The organism is Bariatricus sp. TF06-38A, from assembly GCF_027690675.1.
Lineage (GTDB): Bacteria > Bacillota > Clostridia > Lachnospirales > Lachnospiraceae > Allocoprococcus > Allocoprococcus comes.
In genome coordinates, this window is the sequence record NZ_JAQFCE010000020.1 from 18,254 (window position 1) to 45,060 (window position 26,807).

The 26,807-nt window shown below is 42.1% G+C and carries 24 protein-coding genes and 1 pseudogene; all 25 read right to left on the reverse strand.

Features of this window, described 5'->3' with window-relative positions; all coding sequences use genetic code 11:
* Window positions 1–8 precede the first annotated feature (8 nt).
* Window positions 9–113 (reverse strand): annotated as a pseudogene (locus PG418_RS13785) (hypothetical protein); the annotation flags it as partial.
* A 166-nt stretch (window positions 114–279) separates the two neighbouring features.
* Window positions 280–930: a thiamine diphosphokinase gene (locus tag PG418_RS13790; RefSeq protein ID WP_008372144.1), complete on the reverse strand. Its 651-nt coding sequence runs from the start codon at window positions 928–930 to the stop codon at window positions 280–282.
* On the reverse strand, window positions 923–1,585 hold the full coding sequence (gene rpe, locus PG418_RS13795; protein WP_195250072.1) for a ribulose-phosphate 3-epimerase: 663 nt from the start codon (window positions 1,583–1,585) through the stop codon (window positions 923–925). Before rpe ends, PG418_RS13790 begins: the two co-directional genes overlap by 8 nt.
* Before the next feature lie 6 nt (window positions 1,586–1,591).
* The gene (gene rsgA, locus PG418_RS13800) at window positions 1,592–2,479 is read right to left on the reverse strand and encodes a ribosome small subunit-dependent GTPase A (protein WP_498837529.1); all 888 of its coding nucleotides are present in this window, start codon (window positions 2,477–2,479) and stop codon (window positions 1,592–1,594) included.
* Between the two features lie 12 nt (window positions 2,480–2,491).
* A complete protein-coding gene (pknB, locus tag PG418_RS13805) occupies window positions 2,492–4,594 on the reverse strand; it encodes a Stk1 family PASTA domain-containing Ser/Thr kinase (RefSeq protein ID WP_498837530.1) in 2,103 nt (700 codons plus the stop codon).
* Window positions 4,588–5,331 carry a Stp1/IreP family PP2C-type Ser/Thr phosphatase gene (locus PG418_RS13810; protein ID WP_022220921.1) on the reverse strand — a complete coding sequence of 248 codons (744 nt, stop codon included), beginning with the start codon at window positions 5,329–5,331 and terminating at the stop codon, window positions 4,588–4,590. Before PG418_RS13810 ends, pknB begins: the two co-directional genes overlap by 7 nt.
* Window positions 5,332–5,334: 3 nt before the next feature.
* Window positions 5,335–6,372, reverse strand: coding sequence for a dual-specificity RNA methyltransferase RlmN (rlmN, locus tag PG418_RS13815; RefSeq protein WP_498837531.1), 1,038 nt, complete (start codon window positions 6,370–6,372; stop codon window positions 5,335–5,337).
* On the reverse strand, window positions 6,372–7,676 hold the full coding sequence (gene rsmB, locus PG418_RS13820; protein ID WP_498837532.1) for a 16S rRNA (cytosine(967)-C(5))-methyltransferase RsmB: 1,305 nt from the start codon (window positions 7,674–7,676) through the stop codon (window positions 6,372–6,374). The genes rlmN and rsmB overlap by 1 nt, the downstream gene beginning before the upstream one ends.
* Window positions 7,663–8,373: a zinc metallopeptidase gene (locus tag PG418_RS13825; RefSeq protein WP_008372155.1), complete on the reverse strand. Its 711-nt coding sequence runs from the start codon at window positions 8,371–8,373 to the stop codon at window positions 7,663–7,665. Before PG418_RS13825 ends, rsmB begins: the two co-directional genes overlap by 14 nt.
* 347 nt (window positions 8,374–8,720) lie before the next feature.
* Window positions 8,721–9,659, reverse strand: a complete 939-nt coding sequence (gene fmt / locus PG418_RS13830; RefSeq protein WP_498837533.1) for a methionyl-tRNA formyltransferase — start codon at window positions 9,657–9,659, stop codon at window positions 8,721–8,723.
* A gap of 23 nt (window positions 9,660–9,682) precedes the next feature.
* Entirely contained in the window at window positions 9,683–10,153 is a 471-nt protein-coding gene (gene def / locus PG418_RS13835) for a peptide deformylase (RefSeq protein ID WP_008370813.1), read from the reverse strand.
* A 24-nt stretch (window positions 10,154–10,177) separates the two neighbouring features.
* On the reverse strand, window positions 10,178–12,406 hold the full coding sequence (priA, locus tag PG418_RS13840) for a replication restart helicase PriA (RefSeq protein WP_498837534.1): 2,229 nt from the start codon (window positions 12,404–12,406) through the stop codon (window positions 10,178–10,180).
* Window positions 12,385–13,941, reverse strand: a complete 1,557-nt coding sequence (locus tag PG418_RS13845) for a UDP-N-acetylmuramoyl-L-alanyl-D-glutamate--2,6-diaminopimelate ligase (protein WP_498837535.1) — start codon at window positions 13,939–13,941, stop codon at window positions 12,385–12,387. The genes priA and PG418_RS13845 overlap by 22 nt, the downstream gene beginning before the upstream one ends.
* Before the next feature lie 153 nt (window positions 13,942–14,094).
* Window positions 14,095–15,612: a Mur ligase family protein gene (locus PG418_RS13850; RefSeq protein WP_008370817.1), complete on the reverse strand. Its 1,518-nt coding sequence runs from the start codon at window positions 15,610–15,612 to the stop codon at window positions 14,095–14,097.
* A gap of 33 nt (window positions 15,613–15,645) precedes the next feature.
* Window positions 15,646–16,350, reverse strand: a complete 705-nt coding sequence (gene cuyB / locus PG418_RS13855; protein ID WP_008370818.1) for a cysteate racemase — start codon at window positions 16,348–16,350, stop codon at window positions 15,646–15,648.
* Between the two features lie 25 nt (window positions 16,351–16,375).
* On the reverse strand, window positions 16,376–17,587 hold the full coding sequence (locus PG418_RS13860; RefSeq protein ID WP_008370820.1) for a carboxylate--amine ligase: 1,212 nt from the start codon (window positions 17,585–17,587) through the stop codon (window positions 16,376–16,378).
* Between the two features lie 116 nt (window positions 17,588–17,703).
* Window positions 17,704–18,957: a Y-family DNA polymerase gene (locus PG418_RS13865; RefSeq protein WP_055246581.1), complete on the reverse strand. Its 1,254-nt coding sequence runs from the start codon at window positions 18,955–18,957 to the stop codon at window positions 17,704–17,706.
* Window positions 18,958–19,175: 218 nt separating this feature from the next.
* Window positions 19,176–19,376 (reverse strand): hypothetical protein, encoded by a 201-nt coding sequence (locus PG418_RS13870; protein WP_008370826.1) that lies wholly within the window; start codon window positions 19,374–19,376, stop codon window positions 19,176–19,178.
* Between the two features lie 234 nt (window positions 19,377–19,610).
* Window positions 19,611–20,450, reverse strand: a complete 840-nt coding sequence (locus tag PG418_RS13875; protein ID WP_498837536.1) for a tyrosine-type recombinase/integrase — start codon at window positions 20,448–20,450, stop codon at window positions 19,611–19,613.
* A gap of 135 nt (window positions 20,451–20,585) precedes the next feature.
* The gene (locus PG418_RS13880; protein WP_055297614.1) at window positions 20,586–20,786 is read right to left on the reverse strand and encodes a hypothetical protein; all 201 of its coding nucleotides are present in this window, start codon (window positions 20,784–20,786) and stop codon (window positions 20,586–20,588) included.
* 23 nt (window positions 20,787–20,809) lie between these two features.
* Window positions 20,810–21,715 carry a YitT family protein gene (locus PG418_RS13885; RefSeq protein WP_498837537.1) on the reverse strand — a complete coding sequence of 302 codons (906 nt, stop codon included), beginning with the start codon at window positions 21,713–21,715 and terminating at the stop codon, window positions 20,810–20,812.
* A complete protein-coding gene (locus tag PG418_RS13890) occupies window positions 21,691–23,724 on the reverse strand; it encodes a beta-galactosidase (protein ID WP_498837538.1) in 2,034 nt (677 codons plus the stop codon). Before PG418_RS13890 ends, PG418_RS13885 begins: the two co-directional genes overlap by 25 nt.
* 31 nt (window positions 23,725–23,755) lie before the next feature.
* A complete protein-coding gene (locus PG418_RS13895; RefSeq protein WP_498837539.1) occupies window positions 23,756–24,565 on the reverse strand; it encodes a carbohydrate ABC transporter permease in 810 nt (269 codons plus the stop codon).
* Complete coding sequence (locus PG418_RS13900; RefSeq protein ID WP_055158242.1) at window positions 24,558–25,451, reverse strand: carbohydrate ABC transporter permease; 894 nt, start codon at window positions 25,449–25,451, stop codon at window positions 24,558–24,560. Before PG418_RS13900 ends, PG418_RS13895 begins: the two co-directional genes overlap by 8 nt.
* Window positions 25,452–25,522: 71 nt before the next feature.
* Window positions 25,523–26,803, reverse strand: a complete 1,281-nt coding sequence (locus tag PG418_RS13905) for an ABC transporter substrate-binding protein (protein WP_055246329.1) — start codon at window positions 26,801–26,803, stop codon at window positions 25,523–25,525.
* Between the last annotated feature and the right edge of the window lie 4 nt (window positions 26,804–26,807).

Genomic DNA, 26,807 nt, shown 5'->3' on the forward strand with positions numbered 1-26,807 from the left:
CCACAATATCATAAATCCAGTTTCCCCTCCAAAAGAAGATGACGCTCCATAAGCGCCTGACTTAGTTCCTTGCCCGACTGCATTTTAGGCCACTTTCGGATGCACTCCCTGCAGCATGTTGCCGGATTGTATCCAACCCTTTTTCAGATTCGTGATTTTTTCAAAATCCGGCTTTATAATCAAAAAAGTACTCATCTCAGACACCTAGTATCTTTTACGCAAAAAACCAGATACCATTTTCGAATGATATCTGGCTTTTCTCTTCTTATACATCTCTTATCAGTCTTTCGTTTCCATAATAACAATCCGACCATTTACAAAACTGATCTTCACTTCATCATCCACAAACTGGTTGCTCACCGTCAAACTGTCGCACGGCATCAGATCATGATGATTGAGCGGCCATTTCGTACCCTCCAAACTAAAATCATAAATCTCGCCTTCCAAAGAAAATACAGAAAGATATGGTCCGTATGCTTCTGACTTTTTCAGCACACAGGATTTATTCGTTACCCAGATTTTATTTTTCTCATCCAGAATGCAGGCATTTACTCCGGCATCACATGCCACACTAAGTGTCTGGACATTCGCCCACAAATGATCGATTCTTCCACCGGTTGCCCCAAGAAGGATCATCTCTTTGCTTCCCAGTGTAATTCCCAGCCGAAGAGCAATCTCTGTATCCGTCGCATCCTTAACCGGATTATATTCCCGGATCGGAATATTCGTCTCCTTGCGATAGTAATCAATCACCTTTGGATCAATACTGTCAAAATCCCCAACAATATACTGAGGCTCAATCTTATGGTTATACAGATACTCAAGCCCCTTATCTACTGCGATAATATAAGCCTCCGGATTTGCTTCAAGAACCTTCTCTGCAAATCCCTCGTCAAGCATTCCCCCACTGATAATGACTGTCTTACTCATAATTCTTTAAAATCTCCATCAATTCTCTTGTGTTTTCTCCTGCATTCCCTTTGAATACAGCTGATCCCGCAACAATCACATTTGCTCCCGCATCCAGTGCTTCTTTCACATTGAATGCATAAATTCCTCCGTCAACCTGAATATCAGTCTCAAGTCCACGTTCATTCAGCATTGCCCTAAGTGTTCTGACCTTATCCAGCATCTCAAAAATCAGCTTTTGTCCGCCAAATCCCGGATGGACTGTCATCACAAGGAACATATCCACTTCACCAAGGAATTCCTTCAGGACCTCCACCGGTGTATCCGGTGAAATTGCCAGTCCTGTCTTCATGCCACACGCTTTGATCTTGTCCAGAGTCGCACGTATATCCTTGCATGCTTCATAATGTACAGTAAGAATATCCGCTCCTGCCTCTGCAAATGCTTCCACATAACGGATTGGTTCCGTAATCATCAGATGCGTATCTATCACCTGCTTTACCGCCGGTTTGATTGATGCAAGCACAGGCATTCCAAAAGAAATACTCGGTACAAACACGCCATCCATCACATCAAAATGTAAATATACCGCTCCATTTTCCTCTGTCTGGCGGATACCTTCTTCCAGATTACAAAAATCTGCCGATAAAATAGATGGTGATAATTTATATTCCATTTTAGTTTAGTACCTCCTTTTTTCCTTCTGTTCCAGTTCCCGATACATCTCACAATAATCTTCATACCGCACCTGATGCACTTTTCCCTCTTCCAGAGCCTCTTTTACCAGACACCCCGGTTCACTGATGTGATTACACCCCTGAAACCTGCAGCCTCCCTGATACTGATCAAACTCCGGAAAATAATATTTCAATTCTTCCTTGCCAAAATCATTGGTATACAGTGACGAAAATCCCGGTGTATCCATGATATAGGAATCCTCGTCGATCGGGATCAGTTCTGAATGGCGGGTAGTATGTTTTCCCCGCTCGATCTTTCTGCTGATACTTCCGGTCTCCATATTGACATTTTCCTGAAGACAGTTGATCAGAGAGGATTTTCCAACTCCTGAAGGTCCGGCAACAGTTGTTGTCTTTCCTTTTAGTGCCTCTTTAATCTCCAGAATATTTCCTCCTTCTCTGGCACTTGCAAAGATCACACGGTACCCACAAGCCTCATAAGTCTTCTCCAGAGACTCAATTTCCAGCTCATCTGCAATATCCTTCTTGTTGAAACAGATAATAACCGGAATCTCCTGCCGCTCCATCATAACCAGAAACCTGTCCAGCAGATTAAAATGCGGATCCGGCTTCTTCACTGCAAATACAACCAGTGCCTGATCAATATTTGCCACTGCCGGTCTGATCAGTTCATTCTTCCTTGGAAGGATTCGGATGATATTACCGGTCTTCTCTTCTGCATCTAAGATCTCATATTCTACCAGATCTCCGACCAGTGGTTTAATCTTCTCCTTACGGAAAATTCCTTTTGCTTTACATTCATAAATGACAGATTCTACTACGTCATAAACGTAGTAGAATCCTGCAATCCCTTTTATAATTCTTCCCTGCATAAAACAGTCCTTTTAATTTCCTGTATTGTTGCCGTTATTTGAGTTGTTACCGGAATTATTGCTGCCCGAATTGTTACTGTCGGATCCACTGCTTGCCTGTGAGCCATTGCTTACATACAGTGTGATCGCAGTTCCTACATCTACCGATGTACCTTCTCCCGGATCAACTTTTACAACTTTTCCAGATGGTTCTGCACTGTCAATATCAACTTCTGTATAAGTCAGATTTCTGGCATTCAGTGCTGAAATCGCATCTCCAAGTGTCTTTCCTGTCAGAGTTGGTACCTTCACCTGATCTGCAGGCTTTGGTCCTTTGCTGACAACATAACTCACACTTGTTCCTTCAGCCACCTTCGTTCCGGCATCTGTGCTCTGACGGATAATCATACCTTCTGCATAATCATCTGAATATTCTTCACTGCTCGTTCCGCCATCGGACAGTCTGCTTGCACTCAGTGTAGATACCGCATCATTTACATACATTCCCACAATTGGCGGAACTGACACCTTATCCGGCTGTTTTTCACCTTTACTGATATACAGTGTGATTTTAGAGTCAGCAGATACCTCTGTTCCCTCTGCCGGATCAGTCCTTGTTGCTTTTCCACTTTCAACATCACTGCTGTATTCACTGGTAACAGTAATGTTCTTGCTCGTAAAGCCCTGTTTGATCAGTGCTTTCTTGGCTGCATCTTCATTCATTCCCTCTACACTCTGGATCATGATCTTTTCCGGTCCTGAACTTATTACAACCTTGATCACCGTATTTTTCTTGACTTTCTTTCCTGCTTTTGTCTTCTGCTCAATAATCGTACCTGCTGCCTTATCTGATGCTTTCTCGGATTCTACTTCCAGCTTCAGCTGCTTCTTTTCGCACATCGTCTCTGCAACATTCTGCGGCTGTCCGACCAGATTTGGCACTTCAATCTCATTGGAAACTGAAATCTGACTGTCTGAACGCTTACCGAACACACCTGCTGCTTTGCCGATCAGGAAAATCAGCGCAAATGCAACGATCACTGCAACTGCAGCCATGAGGATCTTCATCATCTTGTTCATCTTCGGATCTACGCCATTTTTACTGTTACCGCGTCTGCCCCCGTTATAATTATCCTCTTCGTCATCCTCATCATAGTCATCATTTTCGTCATATTCTTCATCGTCATAGCCATCATCATACTCTTCGTCATCATAACCATCGCCCTGACGCTTTTTCATACGTGCCATCCGCTCCGGCGAGATCATCACCGTATCTCCCATACTCCGGATCGGAACCATATCTACAAATTCGCCACTCGGATCGACCAACGCCCTCTTCAGATCCTGGATCAGTTCTCCGGCACTCTGGTAACGTCTTTCCGCGCTCTTCTGTGTACACTTGAGAATAATCTTCTCCAGCGCCGGATATAAATCCGGTGCATACTCAGAAGGCGGGGTAATATTCTCCTGTAAATGCTTCATTGCAACCGAAACAGTAGAATCGCCATCGAAAGGAACCCTTCCAGTCACCATCTCATACATGGTGATACCTGCAGAATAGATATCACTCTTCTCATCACAATAGCCGCCCCGTGCCTGCTCCGGAGATACATAGTGTACCGATCCCATTGCACTGGTGCTGACTGTCTGCGATGTTGTCGCCTTTGCAATACCAAAATCCGTAACCTTTACCTTTCCTTCTTTGGAAATGATAATATTCTGCGGTTTGATATCTCTGTGTATGATGTGATGATTGTGAGCTGCCTCAATACCGGTACACATCTGAATTGCAATACTGATCGCTTCCTTGGAAGAAAGCTTTCCTTTTTTATGCACATATTCTTTCAGAGTGATTCCTTCTACCAGCTCCATGACCATATAATAGAGTCCTCGATCCTCCCCTACATCATATACATTGACAATATTCGGGTTCAGAAGCCCTGCTGCTGCCTGTGCTTCTGACCGGAATTTCTTTACAAAGTTTTCATCTTCCCTGTATTCTTTTTTCAGGACTTTCACTGCGACATATCTGTTCAGCATACAGTCCTTCGCCTTATATACATCCGCCATTCCACCGGCTCCGATCTTGCTCAGAACCTGATAACGGCCACTTAAATAAATCCCGTCTTTTACCATATACTCACCTCATCAGAAAACGGTTCTGCAAGAACAACACTGATATTGTCATTGCCCCCGTTCTCATTCGCCCGGTCAATCAGATTCTGACCGGCTTCTACGATATCTCTTGCCCCTTTAACTATCGCAAAAATTTCTTCATCCTCTATCATATTACTGAGTCCATCAGAACACATCAGGATGATATCTCCCTTTTTGAGGCTGAATTCATAAAAATCCACCTCTACATCCTCTTTTACTCCAATTGCTCTGGTAATGATATTCTTATCCGGATGATGTCTTGCCTCTTCCTCATTGATTCCTCCCAGACGAACCATCTCTTCTACCAGGGAATGGTCTCTGGAAAGCTGCCTGATATCCTTATTCAGAAGATACAGACGGCTGTCACCTACATTTATAAAATAAAGTGTATGATCGATCACAGTTGCCGCAACCAGAGTGGTTCCCATCCCCTCCAGATTAATGTCTTCATCTGCTTTCTCGATCAGCTTGTGGTTCGCTGTCTGAGCCGCATCTTTTAAAATCTCTTCCGGCCCATCCTTTAATGTATGCTTCAGTTCTTCTTTCAGAACTTCCACCGTATATTTTGACGCAAAATCGCCTGCCTTGTGTCCACCCATTCCATCGGCTACTACCAGAAGATTCGGCAGCGTACCTAATGACTCATCTGTGGCAAACACGTAATCCTGGTTCATTTCACGTTTTCTTCCAACATCTGTCATAGAAAATATTTTCATATTTTATACTCCTTGCATCGTCTTGCGCCGTAACTGTCCACAGGCTCCGTCTATATCTGAGCCCATTTCTCTTCTTATAGTAACATTTATCCCGTTTTTTTCAAGTTTATTTTTGAAATTCTCGGCACTTTTTTTGTCCGGTTTTTCGTAGTTTCTCTCCTTGATCGGGTTCACCGGAATCAGGTTTAAATGGCAGTTTCTGTCTTTTAAGATTCCCATCAGCTCTTTTGCATCCTCCGGTGTATCGTTTACGCCGTGAACCAGGCTGTACTCAAAAGTGATCCTCCGTCCGGTTTTTTCAAAGTAATAATCACACGCTTCCAGAACCTCATGAAGCTCGTATTTATTTGCCACCGGCATCAGCGATCTTCTCTTTTCCTGGTTGGAACCGTGCAGGGAAAGTGCCAGCGTGATCTGCAGCTTTTCTTCTGCAAGTCTCCGGATGTTCGGTACAATTCCACAGGTAGACGCCGTGATATTTCTCTGGCTGATATTGAGCCCGTGCTCATCACTGACCATGTGAATGAATTTCAGAAAATTGTCATAATTATCCAGCGGTTCTCCGGTTCCCATGATCACAATATTAGAAACTCTCTCGCCAGTGATCTTCTGGATCTGGTAAACCTGTCTTAACATCTCTGACGGTGTCAGGTTTCGTTCCAGCCCGTCCAGTGTTGATGCACAGAAACGGCATCCCATCCGGCAGCCAACCTGCGAGGATATGCATACCGAATTGCCATGTTTATATTTCATCAGAACACTTTCTACCATATTCCCGTCTTTCAGGCAAAACAGGAATTTATTGGTCCCGTCAATCTTTGAAATCTGTCTTTTTTCCATTTCGACTCTTCGTATTTCGTATGCTGCTTCCAGTTTCTGGCGTAAAGTTTTTGGAAGATTGGTCATTTCTTCAAAATCATCCACCAGCTTTTCATGGATCCAGGAATAAATCTGTCGACTGCGGAATCCTTTTTCTCCAATCGCCAGCATTTCTGCCTGTAACTCTTCAAATGAATACGAAGCGATATCTTTTTTTTCCATTATCTGCCCCTCCGGATAAATTTAGCAATATAGAAACCATCGGTTATATCAGACGGGAAAATCTGTTTCTCCCATTCCAGGTCAAATTCCGGATGTTTTTCGGCAAACCATCCGGCGTTTTTCTCATTCTCTGTCCTGCTGATCGTACAGGTGCTGTACATTAGTGTTCCCTCCGGCTTCACATATCGGCAGACCGTATCCAGGATCTCTCTCTGAAGTGCTGCAACTTCAGTCTCCGTCTCCGGGTTCATCTTATACTTCAGATCAGTCTTCTTCGCAAGGACACCAAGACCGGAACACGGAAGATCCGCGATCAGAACATCTGCTTTTTCCTCAGAGTCCGCATCGAAGCAGGTTGCATCCTGCTGCACTGCACGGATATTTTCAAATCCCATCCGTGAAATATTTTCCCGAATCAGCTCTACCTTCATCTCTGTCAGATCCCTTGCCTCTACCATACCTGTCCCATTCAGGATCTGTGCCGCATGGAGCGCTTTTCCTCCCGGTGCCGCGCACACATCCAGTATGTAATCTTCTTCTTTGATTCCTGCCTGTTCCGCTACCATGATCGAAGCTGCATCCTGTACCTGGAATTTTCCTTCTCGGAACGCCGGGATTGCTGCCAGATAATCATAGCCTGAGATCAGAAGCGCAGACGCAAGAAGCGGATGTTCTTTTACCTGAATGCCTTCTCCTGTCAGCTCTCTGATCAGCTCTTCTTTGGTGGTTGCATTTCCATTGATCCGGATTGTTGTTGCACGTTCTTTATAAAAACCTTCCAGGATGTATTTCGTCTTCTCTTCTCCATAATCTCTCACCCACATACGGATGATCCATTGTGGCATGGAATACTTTATTGAGAGAAATTCTTCTGTATTCTCCGGATACGCAATCTTATCAATGTTTCGCGCGATATTTCTAAGTACCCCATTTACAAATCCCCGCAGGTTCTTAAAGCCTTTCCGGATAGCAAGGTTGACTGCTTCATTGCATGCTGCCGAATCCGGAACCTGATCCATGTATTTGATCTGATAGACCGCACAGCGCAGGATATTGCGGATCACCGGTTTCATTTTTTCTGTCTTTACTTTTGAAAACTGGTTGATAATATAGTCCAGTTCTATCCTCCGCTCTGTTGTCCCTTCTGCAAGCCTGGTCAGAAATGCACGGTCCTGCTTGGACAGATACTGATATTTTTCCAGCACCTGTCTGAGCACGATATGACTTTTCTCTCCACGCTCGATTTCCAACAGGATCATCAGTGCAAGTTCTCTTGTACCTACTCCCTGGTTATTCGTCGTCATTTCTTCTTCCTCCTGTCAGGATCAGTATTCTTAAAAGCTGCAGAAGTGCAGATGCTGCACTCGCCACATAGGTAAGCGCTGCCGCTGTAAGAACACTTCTTGCCTCACGTACTTCTGATTCATATAGCATGCCTGAATTTTTCAGGATTTTAAGTGCTCTTCCCGATGCATTAAACTCTACCGGAAGCGTGATGATCTGGAACAGCACTGCCAATGAAAACATCAGGATCCCAAGATTGATAAACAATGTAGACATTTCTCCTCTGATAAATAATCCCATTATGATCAGCGGCCATGAAATCCCGGATCCAAAATTCGCCACCGGAACAAGTGCTCCGCGTATTGTCAGCGGTACATAATGCCTTGCATGCTGGATCGCGTGTCCACATTCATGTGCTGCAACTCCAAGTGCCGCAACCGATGTCGAACCGTAGGTGGAATCTGAAAGCCGCAGTACATGGTTCGCCGGATCGTAATGATCGGTCAGTTTTCCACTTACTCTCATCACCTGTACATCATAAATCCCTTCCATCCTGAGGATCTGCTCCGCAGCCATCGCACCGGTGATCCCGGCGTGGTTGCGAACCTGATCGTACCTGGCGTAGGTGGAATTCACTTTGGCGGATGCAAGGGCGCAGATGATGACGCCGATGATGACAAGGAAATAAGTTGGATCAAAATAATATGGGTAGTACATGTTTGCCTCCTTGTTGAATAAGGGTCCGCCCGGAAGCGAAATATATTCGCACGCAGGCCCGCTCGCGCTTGCTTTGCATGCCTAAATAAACGTCCGGTGGACGTTTATTCGGCTAGTCCGGAAACGCAACGGTACTAAGCGCGACCTTCGCTTGCGCTCGGTCTTGCTAAGTGCCGGCGTTTTCGATGACCTGCTTAGCGAATATATTTCGCTTCCTGGCTACATTTTTCAATGGGTGTCGGCTGTTTGTCCTATCGCGCGGTGCACGATGGGACAAATGCGCCAAAGGGCGCGAAAAACGCTTGGCGTTTTTTGGCGCCAATTAGATTTGTTTGGCAGACCAAATTCTAACCTAATTTTTCTCCTTCTTCTATGTGGTATCCGCGTAGGAAGGCATCGGCTTCCATGCGTTTTTTGCCTGGGATCTGGAGGGACTTGATGGCTAGTCTGCCTTCACCGGTCTGAACTTTGAAGCCATGTTTTGTGACTTCTGTGATCGTTCCGGGCTCATGAGTATCTATGGTTTCTACAACATCCTCTACTTCTGCTTCCCAGATTTTCATCGTTTTACCTTCCCACTGGGTGTAGGCACTTGGCCATGGATTTAAGCCGCGGATCAGGCGTTCGATTTCTACTGCTGTTTTCGTCCAGTCGATCTCACCGGATTTTTTGTTGAGCATTTTTGCGTATTCGGTGGTGCTTTCGCCCTGTTTTTGTGGAGTAATGGTTCCTTTTTCCAGTTCTGCAAGGGTATGGACGCAGAGTGCGGCTCCTTTTGCGGAAAGTTTATCGAAAAGGCTTCCTCCTGTTTCTTTTTTATCTAATGTGATTTCTACTTTTTCCAGCATATCACCCGTGTCAAGTCCTTCATCCATCTGCATCGTTGTGACACCGGATACTTTTTCTCCATTGATGACCGCCCATTGGATCGGTGCAGCACCGCGGTATTTCGGCAGAAGGGATGCATGGACATTGATACATCCGTACGGTGTCATTTCCAGAATCTCTTTTGGAAGGATCTGTCCAAATGCCACGACTACGCAGACATCTGCCTGATATTTTTTCAATTCTTCGATACATTCAGATTCCCGGATCTTCTTTGGCTGATAGACCGGAATATTATGTGCAAGTGCACATTCTTTTACCGGAGTGAACTGCATTTCTTTGCCTCTGCCCTTTGGCTTGTCCGGCTGTGTGACAGCGAGCACTACTTCATGTCCTGCTTCTACCAGTGCTTCCAGTGTTCCGACTGAGAAATCAGGAGTTCCCATAAATATTATCTTCATCTTATCTTCCTCCCGCTTCCAGCCTAGGCTTCTTCGTATTCTGTGCTGTGAAGTTCGCCTTCTACTTTTTCTACATAAAGATGACCGTCCAGATGCTCCAGTTCGTGACAGATTGCTCTTGCCATCAGTCCTTCGCCTTCGATCTCGTATTCTTTCATATCTTCATCAAGTGCTACTGCTTTTACATAATTCGGACGGGTAACAATACCGGATTTACCTGGTACACTAAGGCATCCTTCTTCCCCGGTCTGTTCTCCGCTGCTCTCTACGATGCGTGGGTTGATCATGACAACCGGACCTTCTCCGATATCGATAACAACGATTCTTTTGAGAATTCCAACCTGTGGTGCAGCAAGACCTACCCCCATTGCCTCGTACATGGTCTCTAACATATCATCGATCAGTTCTGTTGTTCTTGGTGTCATCTTTGTTACTTCCTTACACACCTTTGTCAGTACTTCATCGCCTATTTCTCTGATTTTTCTAATTGCCATTTGTTCTTCCTCCTGCCTTTTCTTTTAAAATCCACTCATCGGATCAAAATCAAACTGAATCCGCATCTTTGCAAATCCCCGGTTCAATTCAATATATTGTTCCATTTTATCTTTCATTTCAATCAGGATCTCATAGGATTCCTGCTTCAGATACAAAACTTTCCGGTACACATCCTTGACCTTTCCGACTGCCGGAGCTGCCGGACCGATCACCTGTACCTTGCGGTTCTTCGTGATCCGCATTGCATATAATTTGAGATAGTGCATTCCTTTTTCCAGAAGTGCTTCATCCTCACAGGCTACCAGTACCGCCATCAGATGCTCTGCCGGCGGATACCCCATCAGTTCCCTGTAATTCATCTCTTCTGTATAAAATGCCTGATAATCCTGACGTGCTGCCGTCTGGATACTATAATGCTCCGGGCTGTAGGTCTGAATCACGACCTCTCCTTTTTTTGCCCCTCTTCCGGCCCTTCCCGCAGCCTGCGTCAGAAGCTCGAATGTCCTCTCTGCTGACCGGAAATCATCCGAGTATAAGGACATATCCGCAGCAAGCACGCCAACCAGGGTCACATTTGGAAAATCATGTCCTTTTACGATCATCTGCGTTCCGACAAGAATATCTGCCTCTTCATTTGCAAATGCAGATAGAATCTTTTCATGTCCTTCTTTGGATCTTGTAGTATCCAGATCCATCCGAAGTACCCTTGCCTGCGGAAATTCCTTTTTTACCAGTTCTTCAATCTGCTGTGTTCCTGCGCGGAAACCTCCGATATGAGGGGAGCCGCAGGACGGGCATTTTTTTGCAACCGTTTCTTCGTAGCCACAGTAGTGGCACACCATTTTCCCATTATTGTGCGCTGCCAGTGAAACATCACAATGAGGACATTTTACTACATATCCGCAGGACCTGCAAGAAAGGAATCCGGCATACCCTCTTCGATTCAGAAACAAAATGATCTGTTCTTTCTTTTTCAGACGGTCTTCCATCAGCTCATGGAGCCTGTCACTTAAAATAGAACGGTTCCCTTTTTGCAGTTCTTCACGCATATCCACCGTGTAGACCTCCGGGAGCTCTGCTTTTGCAGTCCGCCTCTTTAATTCCAGCAACGTATACTCTCCCAGCTCGCACCGGTAAAATGCTTCCATGGAAGGGGTTGCCGATCCCAGTACCACACTTGCCCCTTCCAGGCTTGCGCGTTCGACTGCCGTCTCCCGCGCATGATACCGGGGAACCTGTTCACTTTTATAAGCTGCCTCATGTTCCTCATCGATCACGATCAGCCCAAGACTCGGAAACGGGGTAAAAAGCGCAGATCTTGGACCGATCATCACATCAATCTCTCCTTTTTTCGCCCGCATCATCTGGTCATACCGCTCTCCCGCTGAAAGTCTGGAATTCATGATGGAAACGCGTTCCCCAAATGTCCTGTAAAAGCGCATCACCGTCTGGTAAGTCAATGCGATCTCCGGAATCAGTACGATTGCCTGCCGCTTTTCCTTTACCACCTGCCGGATCATTTCCATATAGACCTCTGTCTTGCCGCTTCCGGTCACACCGTATAAAAGATAGGTCTTTCGGATCCCTTTTTTATAATCGTTTTCAAACGTCCGGATTGCACTTTCCTGCTCCTCCGTGTAGGTAATAAAATGCCGCTGCTGCTCTTTTTCTTTCACAGGATTACGGTAAATCTTATGATTTTTGATTTCCAGAACCCCCTGCTCTTCAAGCGCTCTCACCACCGTCAGCGTGATATTCAGCTTCTGGCTGATCAGAGAATATTCTATCTCTTCATCATCCAAAAGTGCTGCCATCAATCTTGCCCGCGCTTTCTGGTTCTTGTGAAGATATTCTTCCAGCTTCTTTTCGCCTGCTTCTCTGGAAATACATCTTTTTAAAATCCGCTGTTCCTTCTGCTGCTCGGTACGCTTGATCGGAAGCACCGTTTTCAATGCCTGGATCATCGTACCTCCATAATATTCTTTCATCCACGCTGCAAGTGCAACCAGCCTTGCCTCAATCGCTACACTTGATGTATCTGTGCGCAGAATATCCTTTATTTTTTCCGCATCATAATCACATGTTTCCGAAAAACCGACAATATACCCCTTCGTTTCCCGGTTCCCCCGTCCAAACGGCACAATGACGCCTGCACCGGTTCGTAAATCTCCTTCCAGTTCTTCCGGTACACGGTACTGAAATACTTTATCCAGTTTTTCATGTGTAATATCTATAATAATGTCTGCGTACATTCTGTCTGTTCCTTTTTCTGTCTCTTTTGTGCAGCCAGCCTGACGGCTTTTCGCACCAGTTCCCGGTCATCCATCGGATACCTGACTCCCTGGATCTCCTGGTAATTTTCATGTCCCTTTCCCGCAATCAGAAGGATATCCCCTTGTCTTGCCATTTCCACCGCAAAGAGTACTGCCTCTTCCCGATCCTGGATCATCCGATAGGCACCGGAAGTTTCTTTGATGCCTTCTTCAACGTCTGCCATAATCTTCGCCGGCTCTTCCCATCTCGGATTATCTGAAGTGATGATCGTCAGATTCGCAAGCTCTCCTGCCACTCTTCCCATCCCGCTTCTTCTGCTTCCGGCACGGTTGCCTCCACATCCAAACACCAGTAAAATACGTTCTGGTTCGTAAATTCTCAGCATTTTAAGCACTTTTGCAAGACTCATGGCATTATGCGCGTAATCAATGTAACACAGGATATTTTCTCCTGCATCTACCCGTTCCATCCTGCCTCTTACCACCAGATGCTTTAACACGTCTCCTGCTTCTTCTCTTTCAAATCCAAGACAGCTCACCGTCTGTAAAGCAGCCAGTGCATTGTACACATTAAATTTTCCAGGAAGGGCAAGCTCATATTTTCTATCATCTGCATAAAATACCGTTTTAAGTTCTCCACCTTCCATCAGAAAACTGATTTTTTCTGCCGTCAGTACATGACTGTTTCTAAATCCTCTTTCCTGCCCTTCTTCTTCCCGACAGGTAAATCCGTATTTCGTGCAACATTTTCTCTGGAACATATAGCTGCACTGTGCATCATCCAGATTCCCTATTCCAATCCTGCACTGTTCAAAAAGACATGATTTGTAATATCGGTATTCCCCAAGACTTGCATGCTCGCCTGGTCCGATGTGATCCTCCCCGAAATTAGTGAATACCGCAATTTCAAACCAGATTCCATCGATCCGATGCTGCTTTATTCCCTGTGAAGATACCTCCATCACCGCATAGTGGCAACCTGCTTCTACCATTTTAGCAAAATACGACTGAATGGTAAAGGCATCCGGGGTCGTATTTTGCGAAGTTACCACTTCATTTCCAAGATGGTGGGCGATCGTACCGATCAGTCCGCATTTTTGACCAAGACTTTCCAGCATCTCCCGGATCATCACTGCCACCGTACTTTTCCCCTTTGTGCCGGTCACGCCAATCACTTTCAACTTATCAGCAGGACTTCCAAACCAGATCCTGCTGATCCCGGCAAGAGCTTCCCGTGTATCTTTTACCAGAACGACGGCAACATTTCCCGGAAACTTCAGCATCCTTCCCCCAGATACCAGTTTTTCTATCAGAATGCAAGATGCCCCAAAGTTGCAGGCTTCTTCTATATAATCATGTCCATCTGCCCGGCTTCCCTGAATGCAGACAAACAGACTGTCTTCTTCTGTCTTTTTGGAATTACAGGTAATCCCCCGGATTTCCATCTCTTCTTCTAATTCCGGCATTTGGATCACCGCATGCTGAATCCTTTTAAACAGAACCGAAAGCTTCATAAGGCTCCTTTTTTTGGACTCTTTGTTTTCAGAATATGCTGTTTCCCCTCAAACGTCACACCGGATATGAAAATATATAAAATGGGTGGATTTCCTGCTTTCGTTTTCACGCATCCTGTGCGTTTGCAGGAACACCCACCCATCTCTCAGTTTCTATTGATGCTTTTTATCATACTCGGCAAGATATTCTTTAACATACTGTGTATCTGATTTGCAGTCCAGATACTCACAGCCATATTTCTGTCTTGTCTCATTTCCTTTTCCGGTAATCAGGAAAATAGTCTTTCCCTCTGCTTCATCCATCGCTGCTTTGATTGCCTCTCCCCGATCCTCGATCATGGCATACGGACAGTTTTGTGCTTCCACATACTGTGCGATTTCTTTGGAAATCTGCTCTACCGGCTCATATCCCGGATCTTCCGCTGTCAGATAAACCTTTTTCGCGTACTGACCCGCTACCGTTCCAAGGTCTCTTCTCCGAATAAATGCTTTCTTTCCGGGGCATCCGAAGATCGATACGATATTATAATCTGGATATTCATCTTTAATTGAAGAGAACAGCTTTTCAAAACTAAGCTTGTTGTGTGCATAATCCACAACAGCGATCAGATTCTTATCTGCACTTCCATAAAGCTCCATACGTCCGCTGGATCTTGCCCTCAAAAGACCGCTGTGCATATACTCCTTCGGGATTTCAAGAAGAATGGATGCCGCAATGACAGCCAGTGCATTTTCCACATTGAAAAGTCCCGGCATCGTCAGACGGAATTCTTCATCAAACAGCTCTGTCTTTACCATAAATACCGTTTCATGTCCGTCTTTCTGGATCTCATAACCATAAACATCCGCTTCCGGATTCTTTGTACTGAACGTCAGCACCTTCTCACAGACCTTTGACTCTTTCAGAATACGGTCTGCAAAATCTGCATCCATGTTCACAACTCCGTAACGTGATTTTCCGAAAATTTTCAGTTTAGACGAAAAATAGTCTTCAAAATCCGGATGCTCGATCGGACTGATATGGTCCTCTGAAATATTCAGAAAAATTCCCACATCAAACTGCATGTTATCGACACGATTGTATTTTAACGCCTGTGAAGATACTTCCATCTCAGCAAATGTAATACCACTTTCTACGGCATGGCGCAGATGCTCCTGCAATTCTACCGACTCCGGCGTAGTAATATGGGATTCTTTCTTGATCACTCCGTCATAAATATCGATTGAAGAAAGGACTGCACTTTCCTTTCCGCCGGTTGCTTCCATATAATCATCCACGATTGCTTTCATATAGTAAGCGGAAGTGGATTTTCCTTTTGTTCCGCCGATTCCGGTGATCGTCAGTTTCTTCCACGGTGCATTATTGAACTTCTCTGCAAGTGGAGGCATCGCCTTACGGATATCGTCTACCAGAAAATATGGAACATCTTCTTTCGTTTCATATTTTACTTCGCTGACATAAGCAATCGCACCTTTTTCGATCGCTGCATCCAGATACTCAGCCTTAAATGCCGCACCTTTGCAAATAAACAATGTCCCTTCCGTCACCTCTCTGGAATCATAGGTCAGATAACCTACGTTTTTTTCTTCTTCCCCATTTGAATAAAATTCTTTCATCATACGCAGGTTCTGTAACAGATTTGCGTACTCCTGTAATGTGTATTTTTCCATCTGGTATTTATCTCCCTTATATTCTTTCCGGTATTATTCCCGGTACTCTGCGCCGGATCTGATGATGGATTCTCTTACCAGAACATCCATTGCATCCATGCAGTCTGCCGGTACCTGATAATATTCTTTGAATACCGAAATCTCTGTGCATGCAAGAATTACTGCATCACAGCCTTTTGCCTTCAGATCATTATAAGCACGGTCAAATTTGTTCTTGTCTCCCGGCTTTCCTTTTTTGATATCATCATAGATCAGCGACATCACATCTTTCTGGCAGGCTTCTCCAGGAACTACCGGTGTGATTCCAAATTTTTCGCAGGCTCGGTGGTAAGTCTTTGCCTGCATCGTTCCATCTGTTCCCATGATCCCGATCTTCTTCACTTTTGGATGAGCCTCTACTACATATCTGACACTCTCCTCTACCATATTGATGATCGGAACACTTGTAGATTTCTGGATATCTTCCAGGAAATAGTGCGAGGTATTGCACGGAATCGCAATATTTTCCACTCCCAGCATCTCCAGATCTCTTGCGTCCTGTGTGATCGCTTTCAGAAACGGAAGCTTATTTCCTGTAAGGATTGCCTGTGTCCTGTCCGGCATTGTCGCATGACTTAAAATGATCATGTTGATATGCTCCTGATCACTCTCCGCCTTTGTCCTCGCGATCACTCTTGCATAATAAAAACTTGTCGCCTCTGGTCCCATTCCGCCGATAACACCTAATTTTTTCAGCATATCATTCTCCCTGTTTCAGCTTCTCTTAGCTGTAATATTTCTTAAAGTTACCAAACTGTCTGAGATGATTCTTCACCATAGCAAGATAACGTCTTGGTTTAAAATCACCTCTCTTAAATACCGGATTGACCATCTTCTTTTCCTTAAGAAGGCGTCTCATCTTCTCACGGTTTGCTTCTTCTTTGATATATTTGAAAGCAACTGCCTTCGGTACTGTCATCCAGAGATGTTCTTCTTTTGCAAGTTCAAGTGGCAGTTCTTTTCCGTAAACATATTCTTCTACTACATATTTTGCAACATTGAATCCAGATCCCGTCACATAATAATTACTTCGTCCCTGGCGGGTGTTGATCTCGAAGAAACGGTATTTGCCATCACGCCTGTCATACTTGATATCAAAGTTGGAGAATCCTACATAGTGCAAATCTTCCAGCAGATTCTTCACCTTCATCATCAGCTCTTCGTTTGGCTCTGTGATGATAACTGCATGATTTCCAAGTCCGTGTGGTGTGTGTTCTTCCAGGAGTACATGTCCCAGACACATCATTTTAACTTTTCCATTCCGGTCAGAATAAGAAGTCAGAACACGCATATATTCATCATTTCCCGGAATCATATCCTGGATGATCAGTTTATCTGTATAACCTGCCCCATAGATATCCCGAATTACTTTTTCCAGTTCTTTTCTGTCCTTGATCGTGTAGATCTTATTCTGGGTTGCAAACGGATGCTCCCAGTAAGAAATACTGTCAGACGGCTTTAAAATTACCGGGTACGGGAAATTCATCTCAAAATCCAGTCCCATGGACTGATCGTAAATAATCGTTCCCGGATAATCTACCCCATGCTTTTCGCACAACTTGTAGAAAGTCTCTTTCTGCTGCAGACTGTTCATCAGATCAAAATCGATATATGGTGCGATAATATTTTTCTCAAGCTCTGCCTTATGCTTACTGATCAGCGCCACATAACTGTCACCACATCCGATGAGCATAATCTTTTTGTCTTTATGCTTTTTTGCAAATCCATTGACTGTCTGAAGAAAATAATCGTCCGTATCAATCTTCGGATTCGGATGATATTCGATGATCTTACTTCCGTAACTCGGTCCTGTTGCAAACTTTCCAAATATATATGTCTTCACCTGATACTGCTCATAAAATGCGCGGGCAACACTGTAAGTATTGATATCTCCACCAAGCAGTACCGGAATAAATTCTCTGTCTTTAAATTCCATTGTTTAAAGAAGCTCCTTTCTATCCCCTTATATTTCTACATATCATCTCATTATACTCCAGGGATTCTTTAGGTGTCAAGGCATGGAAACAGCTCTGAAAGTTTCCCGGGAAATTTTCAGAACTGTTTCTTTTCATATTTCTTCTCTTTTTCTCTCTGCTCCAGAACACTGCCCCGTATCACCGCATCCGCCCCATACTTTCCGCGGATCTCTCCCATTGCCGCACTGAGCTTTTTCAGCTTTTCCATGCTCTTCTTCGGTTTCTCAGATTTCACCTCGAATTGCAGGTCAAACAGGCTTAACTGCTCCGGTTCATCTTCATCCACAAGCTTCGCTGTGCGAACACCAAGCAATCTGATCGGCTCACCGTTCCACAGCTCATCGAACAGACTGCAAGCCGCCTCGTAGATCACCTGATCTGCACCGGATGCTCTGCCAAGCTGCTTCTGGTGAGATACATTCTGAAAATCACTGTAGCGGATTTCCACACTAACCATATTGGCTTTCTGCCCTGCTTTCCTTAGTCTCTTTCCCACACTTTCTGCCAGAGAAAATAGAACCTTTTTTGCATCCTCTGCCTTTTCCACATCTTTTGGAAGTGTGGTGGAATTACCGACACCCTTTGCTGCGGTCTCCTCGGATTGCACCTTTGCATCACCGATTCCATTCGCAAATTCCCACAGCGTTCTCCCATGACTTTTCAAATGGAATTCCAGAAGCTTCGGATCTGTCTTCGCAAGCTCACCAATTGTCCGGATTTCCAGCTTTTCCAGAATCGCCACACTGGACTTTCCTGCCATAAAAAGCTCACTCACCGGGAGCGGCCACATTTTTTCTTTGACCTCTTCCGGGAAAAGAGTGTGGACACGGTTTGGCTTTTCAAAGTCTGATGCCATTTTTGCCAGAAGCTTGTTTGTCGAAATTCCCACATTCACGGTAAACCCAAACTTTTCATAAACCCGGGCTTTGATTTCATACGCAGCCTCCACCGGCGAAGAAAAACGCTGTGCGATTCCGGTAAAATCCATATAGCACTCGTCCACACTGACCTGCTCGATTTCCGGTGTATAGGTTTTCAGGAAATCCATCAGTCTCCGGCTATACTCCCTGTACATCCTGTGATTTGGCGGATCCATATGAAGATTCGGACACTTGCGGAACGCATTTACCACCGGCTCTCCCGTCCGAATTCCGAATTTCTTTGCCGACGGAGATTTCGCCAATACGATCCCATGGCGTGATTCTCTGTCACCGCCGATGATCGCGGGGATCGTGCGGATGTCCACATCGGCACCATTTTTCAGTTGTTCTACTGCCGTCCAACTAAGGTAGGCTGAATTGACATCTATATGGAAAATGATGTGTGACATTCCTGCTGTCTCCTCTCTCTAAATAATCGAGCAGGCTGACTACTGCTCGATTTGTATACTTTGTACACCATCTCGCTTAACAGCCAGGTGATGTACATTCGACAAATGCAGATCCTTGTGCAAGCACAAATCTGCACTTGGCTCATCGTATACACAAAAAATACGGAATATGATATTCATTTTATCATATCCCGCATCCATTTTCATTATTTTATCTTTTATTTATCAAGCTTACCGCCAATTTCACTCCATCCACAGTTAAATACATATTGTGCAAATTCTTCCAGCTGCTTCTCATTATATAAACTTAAATCCATCGTTTTCAGCTTGGATTCTACTATTTTTTTGTTGTATCTCAGATCGGATACATATGAACATTCCACTCTCTTTATCATATCATCAAATATATCTCTTTCCATATGTTCCCTCTTTTCTACATAATGTTAATTATGTTGTAATATAAATCGTCCAAACTCAGTCCAACTATATTCTAGTCTGTATTACAAAGACTGTCAACATTAAAAAACGTCACAAAAATACAAAACAGTCCTTTCACTTTAATTATGTAAAACATTTATTTTTTCTTTTTTATTTTCATATTTTCGAGTCAAAATACCTATATCGAAAACTACAACATAATTAACATTATGTCGTCATTCTACAAGCATCTCTAACATTTCCATGCTCTTTTTCCATTCCATAATTCCATCCGAAGCATAAATCCTTGTCACCTCGATACTACTGTGTCCCAGAATATCCGCAAGCTGCAACAGATTTCCAGTAACCCTGTAAAAAATTCTTGCAAACATATGTCTGAAATTATGAGGAAATACTTTTTCGGTTTCCACCCCCGCACTTACTGCAAGCTGTTTTAATTCTCTCCATATATTCGACCGGTCTTTTTCATGACCCGATCTCGTTATAAACACATTTCCCTTTTGAATCCTGTTTTTTCTTATATAATACAACAGTCTTTTTCTCAACTGATCCGTTAAAATAACCGGTCTGTATTTTCCTTTATTCCACACCTTCACGATCCCTCTTTGAACACTATCAACTGAAAAATATCTTAGCTCACTGATCCGGATTCCTGTCCCCGCAAGCGTCTCCATAATCATTGCAAGCTGTTCCTTTCCCTGCTCTTTTGCTTTCCGCACCAGTTTGATATAATCGGATTTCTGCAGTTCTCTTTCCATCATCTTTGAATTACAGCCCTGTACACGGACTCTGCGGAGCTTCCATTTTCCAAGCCCAACAGCAAGTAAATACTGATTCAGTGCCACAAGCATCGAATTTACACTGCTTACTGCATAATGCTGCATCAGCCACTCCCGGTAAGCAAGCAGAAGTTCCTTATCTATTTCTTCCGCTTCTGCTGCATAAGAATAAAAAGTCGTTACATCTGTCATATATTTCTTCTTTGTTGCCTCCGATGCTTCCCGCTCGATCAAATACTTCATAAAGATTTCTTTTTCAAATTTCATTCCGCTCATAATGTGTCCTCCTAGTTTTTTCTCTTTACTCACATTATTTCACAGATCTGAAATTTTATTAACCGAAAAAGCAGTAGGACAAAACCTTTTTTCATTGTCCTGCTGCTCATATCCGCCTATTTTTCTTAATTGATTTTAATTTGCATGAATCCTATCATAGTAGTACTGAAAATCTGGAAGTGGAATATCCTTCTTTTTAATATTTTTCTGAGGATAAAAAAGTAATTCCACCTCTTTTGGTGGCATCATCTGGAGTTCTTCAATCGGAATTCCTCCCGCGTGATAACGTTCCATAATTAAAGATAATGTTCCGGATCCAATCTTATACCGATCCATGCTAGAACTTCTTAATTTTTATATTATATTGGCTTGAATCCTTTTCCACGCACTTCATTCGATTCCATTGTAACAAGAAACGCTGATGAATCTACTTTCTTTACAGCTTCTTGAATCGTATGCATTTCTTTATTGTTACATGCACACATTAATACTTCTTTTTCACGTCCTGTATAACTTCCTTCTGCCTTAATCAAAGTTGCCCCTCGTTGTGATAGCTCATCAATTTTTGCCGCAATTTGTGGTCCCTTTTCTGTTACAATCAAAGCAAGTTTTCCAGCATCAACGCCATACATTAGCTTATCTACGACAAATGATAGAATATACGTTCCAATTAATCCGTAAATAATCTTATCAATGTTTCCATGCATCAGAATTCCACCAATAATTACAATAATAAAATCCATAACAATGATAATTTTTCCTACAGAAATATGTGGCTTTGCCTTGTGTATTGCCATCAAAACAAAATCTGCTCCACCTGTAGAGGTATCTCTCATGTAAATTAATGCATATCCGATTCCTGAGAATACACTCATACAAATACAAGATAACATCATATCACCTTGATAAATTGGAAGCAATGGAACAACCCAGTCCATCAGTATATTAGAAATTAACATTGTCTTTATTGATCTTAAAAAAAATTGTTTTCCCAACAACTTGTAACAAATTAAAATAATTGGAATATTCAAAATTGTCGTCATTGTACCAATTGGAATTTTCCAAAAATAATAAAACACGATTGCAATACCTGATATACCTGCTACCGGAAATCCAGATGCCACTGCAAAATTATAGACTCCAATCGCAATGAAACAACCACCTACAATATCAAGTAAAATATCAATTAAAAATGTCTTTGCCTTTGATTTCAATGTGAGTTCCTCCCTATTACGGAATCTTATTTCTTTTGCATCACAATACATTGATATGTTTGCAGTTTTATCGAACCTGTAAGGATTTCATCAGTAATTAAATTTGTATAACATTCATTCAAAACCATCTTCACAGGATGTCTGTTAAAATTCTGAAGAAAATATACATCATCTTTCTGTTCTTTTCCACTTCTTTTTGAAACAGTAACTCCATAAGGTAATGTTTCCGTCAAATTTGCTTCCACATTTGCTTCCTCAATTACATCGCCCAAAAATTCTTTCAAAAATTCCAGATCTGGTTGAACAGCAACATAGTAAGCTTTTCCTTTGCCATACGCATTTTCTGTAATTGCTGGAGTATTTACATTGTAATCTTGCAAGTATGTTCCCAACGGCTTTGCAGTTTGAAGTGTCACAACTTCTCTTAACACACCGGCTTTATATACACCGTCTTTATAGGAGAAAGTATTTGGAAAATATTCATTCCCCACATCAATCTCATCAACTGATAATCCTAGCAATCTCTCATGTGGTCTCTCTCCAATAAAACATAAATCTGTTTCATTTACTACTCCACTCCAATAAGTTGTTACATATATTCCACCTGCTTCCACGTATGCTTCTACTTTATGAATATACTCTTTTTTATGCAAGTACAAGGTCGGAGCAACCACAAGCTGATAATCTGACAACTCTCGATCCATGGAAATTATATCAACTTCAATTCCTTTTTCCCAAAAAACCCGATAATATTTTAAAAGTTCTTCCGTATAATCAAATTTCCTCGATATTGCTTGTGCGTCAGAAAGAGCCCACCAATTTTCCCAATCCATAATAATAGCTACCTTCGCCCTATTACATGTACTTAGTATTTGACTGCTTAGCTTTTCTAGATCTTTGCCAATCCAAGCAACTTCTTGAAAAACTCTATTCTTTTCTGACGCATCATGATCAACAACCGCTCCATGAAACTTTTCACTCGATCCTCTGCTTTTTCTCCATTGAAAATAAAGAACACTATTCGAACCTAACGCAATTGCCTGCATTGAAGATAAGTAATTCATCCCCGGTCTTTTTACATTATTTTCCTCATCCCAATTCACAAGTGATGGTGTTGATTCCATCATCAAAAATGGCTTCTTCTGAAATCCTCTCATCTGGTTATGCATAAAGGCTGCCCACACAGCAATCGGTACTTCATCTTCTTTTGTATGCCAACTCGGATAAGAGTCCCAAGAAATCACATCCAACTCCTCTGCCCATTTATCATAATCCAATGGTGAAAAATACATCATCATGTTTGTTGTAACTGGAAGATCCGAATATGTTTTAACAGCTCGAATCTCTTCTCTACAAAAGTCCTGTAACTGTTCGCTCACAAATCTTTTCCAGTCCAATTTCAAACCGTGTAATTCATCCTCTCCCCTCGGAGAAGGTGAATGAATCTGTTCCCAATCGGTATAAGTATGACTCCAAAACGCACTCCACCATGCATGATTCAATGCATCCAATGTTTTGTATTTCTTTTTCAACCATTTCCGAAATGCTTTTTGACATTCTTCGCAATGACAAGAAGCATCCCTAAAATTTCCTCCGTATTCATTTGATATATGCCAAAGAATTACTCCTGGATGTTTTCCAAAGCGTTCTGATAATTTCAAATCCAACTTTCTAGTTTTTTCTCTCATAACAGCAGACGTGTAACAAAAATTATGCCTTTTTCCTGGTAAATTCTGTATCCCGTTTTCATCTGTCTGCATTACTTCAGGATATTTTTGAGTCATCCAATTTGGCATTGCACCTGTTGGTGTAGCTAGATTTGTATAGATGCCATTGTCATATAAACGGTTAATAATTTCTTCTAAATAGTCAAACTGATATTTTCCTTCTTCTGGCTCTAAAAATGCCCACGAAAATATTCCTAGTGAAACATTATTTACATGCGCTAATTTCATTAACCGGATATCCTCTTCAAGAATATCCGGTCTATCTAACCATTGTTCAGGATTATAATCTCCACCATGCAGAAGACCTGGCATATTTATTTTTTTATATTCCATTTCTAATCCCTTTCTTTATAGATATCATTTATTATTTTACAGCTCCAGTAATACCTTCTGCAAAATTCTTCTGTAAAATAAAGAATACTAAGGCGGTAGGCAATGTACATATTAAGACTGCCAACATAAGCATTCCATAGTCTGTTACATATCCCTCTGTCAGATTTGCTACAACCATTGGCATTGTCATGCTCTCGGATTGTGTCATGATTACTTTCGGCCACATATAACTATTCCAAGCATTCATAAATGTAATAGTCATAGCCGCTGCATATGTTGATTTCATTGTAGGAATAAACATCTGAAAGAAGATTCCAATTTCCGAAAGTCCCTCTAATCTGGCAGCTTCAATAATATCACGAGGAAATGATCTTGCACTCTGCCGAAACATCATGATTAAAAATGGGGTTGATATCGTTGGTAAAATGAATCCCAACGTACTATTTAACATTTTCATTTTTGCAACCATCTGAAACAATGGGACCAATATCGTAATAAATGGAACCATCATCGCAAGAAGAATCACACCCATCACGGCATCTTTTGCTTTATCATGATAAATTTCAAATCCATATCCTGCCAAGGAACATATCACCATCGAAACTATTGTAAGTAATATTGCATATTTAAATGAATTGACCAATGCAGCCCATACATCTTGATTTGCCAGCAGATTTTTCAAGTTTTCTCCCAAATGAGAGCCAAACGATAATACACCTTTTGATACATCCACACTTTTGTTTGTGGATGCACTTACCATCCAGTACAAAGGAAATACTGAAATAAAAGTAACCAAAATCAAGAATGCATACATTCCTATATTTTTCATTTTTTTAATCACGTTTATCACCCACCCTCATTTGTATAAATGCTAATACTGCAACCAACAGTAATATAAAGAAGGACATCGCTGCTGCATATCCAAAATTCGGCACATACTTAAAACATAAATTATATATGTAATGTGACATAGAGATCGAAGCATTCGCAGGACCTCCATCGGTCAAGTTAATTGATTCATCAAATAACTGTAATGTTCCATTTGTTGACATTATTGCTGTCAACAAGATAGTTGGTTTTAATAATGGAACAGTAATCTTAAAAAATGTCTGTATTGCTGATGCTCCATCAATTTTTGCAGCTTCGTATACTGAATATTCAATGTTTTGCAATCCAGAAAGGAAAAATACCATATTATATCCTGTCCATCTCCACAAAAGAGCCAATATGATAACTATTTTTGCCGCAAATGGTTGTGTCAAAAAATTATATGGTTTATCCAAAATTCCCAAATTCACTAGAACATAATTTACTAATCCATCATTTGCAAACAAAGACCGAAAAATAATTGAGTACGCAACCAATGAAGTTGTACACGGCAAAAAAATCATTGTTCGGAAAAATCCTTTAAACCGTAAGTCTTTTTTATTTAGAATACAAGCTAACACCATCGCTACTACAAGCATAATGGGCACTTGAAGAATGAAATAAAAAAATGTGTTTTTTATTGACTGAATAAATACATCATCTTGAAACATTCTGATGTAATTTGTAAATCCAGCCATCTGCATATTTCTACCTTTCCCCGTCTGAAAAGATAAAACTAATGCTTTGATCATTGGCCAAAAACTAAACACCGCAATCAAAAATGTTGCTGGTGCCAAAAAAGCCCATCCTGTTAAATTATGCTTTTTTTCTAACGTCATTTTTCTTGGTTTGTTAGACACAAAAACTCCTCCTTTCTATCCATAAGGGGGATGGTTCTACATTCCATCCCCTTGTATGATAGGAATCTCTCTTACTGTCCCATATTAAAATTAACAGTATCTTCCGCTTTTTTAAGCTCTTTCTCTAAATCTGCACCATTTGTAATATTTGTTGTCGCAACAGAGATTGCGTCTCTTGCTTCATGGAAATATGGTCCCGTAATAATAGAAGGAACTTTTGTTGAATAGTCAACTATTTTTTCAAACACTGCATCACCAGAGAAAAATTCATTCGGTACTGCATATGCATCAGAATCTCCTGCTGGTGTCCATGTAGCAATTGCTCCACAAGAGAGAATATTATTATATAACTCTGTACTTCCAGCAAATGTAGATGCAAGAAAATCTTCTGCTAACTCTACGTTTCCACAATTCCCTGAGATTGCCCAGGAAGAACCTCCAATATTTGAATAGTTTGTGGCACCCTTTACATTTGTAAGTTTTGGAATATTTGTAATAGCCCATTTTCCTGACTGATCCTCAGCTGTCTGAATTGTTCCCATAATCCAACACCCATTAATCACACCTGCAACTTCACTGTTCAACATTGAGCCAGTGTATTCATCCCAGTTATTTACTTCCTGTAACACACCTGAATCTTTCATTTTACAATATGTATCAATTACCTTCTTCAAAGTGTCATTTTTTGCAATATTCGTTGTTCCATCTTCATTAAACAAAGATGCTCCTGCAGACTGTAACATCATCGTAAGCAAATCACATTCGCCTGCTGTCGTTGTCAATAATGGTTTTCCTGTTTTTTCCAGTACTACTTTGCCTTTTTCAACCCACTCATCCCAGGTAATATCTGTAAAATCTTCTAAAGTCATTCCAGCTTCTTGCAAAATATCTGTACGATAACAAGCAATTGCTGCTCCGTTGTCAAAAGGCACTCCATAGTGTTTTCCATCTACAACAGAAAAATCTGTTTTACCAGGAGCAAATTCTGAAAAATCAATTTTCTTTTCAGAAATTTCTGTAAATACATCTGGATAAGATAATACATTTTTTTGGAATGCCTGGTCTTGCATCAAAAAAATATCTGGCAATGTGCTTAGATCTCCTGATGTACCAGCCGTAGTAAGTCTAGACTGTACATCTACATCTCCAACTTCGACAATATCAATTTTCACATCTTGATGATCTTCTTGATAAATTTTTGCAGCTTCTTCCATTGCAAAAATATTAAATGTTTTGTCCCAACACCATACTGTAATTGTATTATCGTCTTTTTTGTCCCCTGAACCTCCGCATGCTGCAATACCCATTGCCATCGTAGCTATCAATAAAATTGCCACTATTTTTTTTCTCATTCGT

Excerpts from the sequence above, each read along its gene's own strand:
- PG418_RS13865 (WP_055246581.1), bottom strand. The coding sequence starts at position 18,957 with ATGTCACACATCATTTTCCATATAGATGTCAATTCAGCCTACCTTAGT.
- PG418_RS13875 (WP_498837536.1), bottom strand. The coding sequence starts at position 20,450 with ATGAGCGGAATGAAATTTGAAAAAGAAATCTTTATGAAGTATTTGATC.
- PG418_RS13880 (WP_055297614.1), bottom strand. The coding sequence starts at position 20,786 with ATGGATCGGTATAAGATTGGATCCGGAACATTATCTTTAATTATGGAA.
- pknB (WP_498837530.1), bottom strand. The coding sequence starts at position 4,594 with ATGGTAAAAGACGGGATTTATTTAAGTGGCCGTTATCAGGTTCTGAGC.
- rpe (WP_195250072.1), bottom strand. The coding sequence starts at position 1,585 with ATGGAATATAAATTATCACCATCTATTTTATCGGCAGATTTTTGTAAT.
- PG418_RS13905 (WP_055246329.1), bottom strand. The coding sequence starts at position 26,803 with ATGAGAAAAAAAATAGTGGCAATTTTATTGATAGCTACGATGGCAATG.
- PG418_RS13885 (WP_498837537.1), bottom strand. The coding sequence starts at position 21,715 with ATGTATTGTGATGCAAAAGAAATAAGATTCCGTAATAGGGAGGAACTC.
- PG418_RS13860 (WP_008370820.1), bottom strand. The coding sequence starts at position 17,587 with ATGGAATTTAAAGACAGAGAATTTATTCCGGTACTGCTTGGTGGAGAT.
- def (WP_008370813.1), bottom strand. The coding sequence starts at position 10,153 with ATGGCAATTAGAAAAATCAGAGAAATAGGCGATGAAGTACTGACAAAG.
- PG418_RS13850 (WP_008370817.1), bottom strand. The coding sequence starts at position 15,612 with ATGGAAAAATACACATTACAGGAGTACGCAAATCTGTTACAGAACCTG.
- PG418_RS13810 (WP_022220921.1), bottom strand. The coding sequence starts at position 5,331 with ATGAAAATATTTTCTATGACAGATGTTGGAAGAAAACGTGAAATGAAC.
- PG418_RS13845 (WP_498837535.1), bottom strand. The coding sequence starts at position 13,941 with ATGAAGCTTTCGGTTCTGTTTAAAAGGATTCAGCATGCGGTGATCCAA.
- PG418_RS13890 (WP_498837538.1), bottom strand. The coding sequence starts at position 23,724 with ATGGAATATAAAAAAATAAATATGCCAGGTCTTCTGCATGGTGGAGAT.
- PG418_RS13790 (WP_008372144.1), bottom strand. The coding sequence starts at position 930 with ATGAGTAAGACAGTCATTATCAGTGGGGGAATGCTTGACGAGGGATTT.
- PG418_RS13870 (WP_008370826.1), bottom strand. The coding sequence starts at position 19,376 with ATGGAAAGAGATATATTTGATGATATGATAAAGAGAGTGGAATGTTCA.
- rlmN (WP_498837531.1), bottom strand. The coding sequence starts at position 6,372 with ATGGAAAAAAAAGATATCGCTTCGTATTCATTTGAAGAGTTACAGGCA.
- rsgA (WP_498837529.1), bottom strand. The coding sequence starts at position 2,479 with ATGCAGGGAAGAATTATAAAAGGGATTGCAGGATTCTACTACGTTTAT.
- priA (WP_498837534.1), bottom strand. The coding sequence starts at position 12,406 with ATGTACGCAGACATTATTATAGATATTACACATGAAAAACTGGATAAA.
- PG418_RS13825 (WP_008372155.1), bottom strand. The coding sequence starts at position 8,373 with ATGTACTACCCATATTATTTTGATCCAACTTATTTCCTTGTCATCATC.
- rsmB (WP_498837532.1), bottom strand. The coding sequence starts at position 7,676 with ATGACGACGAATAACCAGGGAGTAGGTACAAGAGAACTTGCACTGATG.
- cuyB (WP_008370818.1), bottom strand. The coding sequence starts at position 16,350 with ATGCTGAAAAAATTAGGTGTTATCGGCGGAATGGGACCAGAGGCGACA.
- fmt (WP_498837533.1), bottom strand. The coding sequence starts at position 9,659 with ATGAAGATAATATTTATGGGAACTCCTGATTTCTCAGTCGGAACACTG.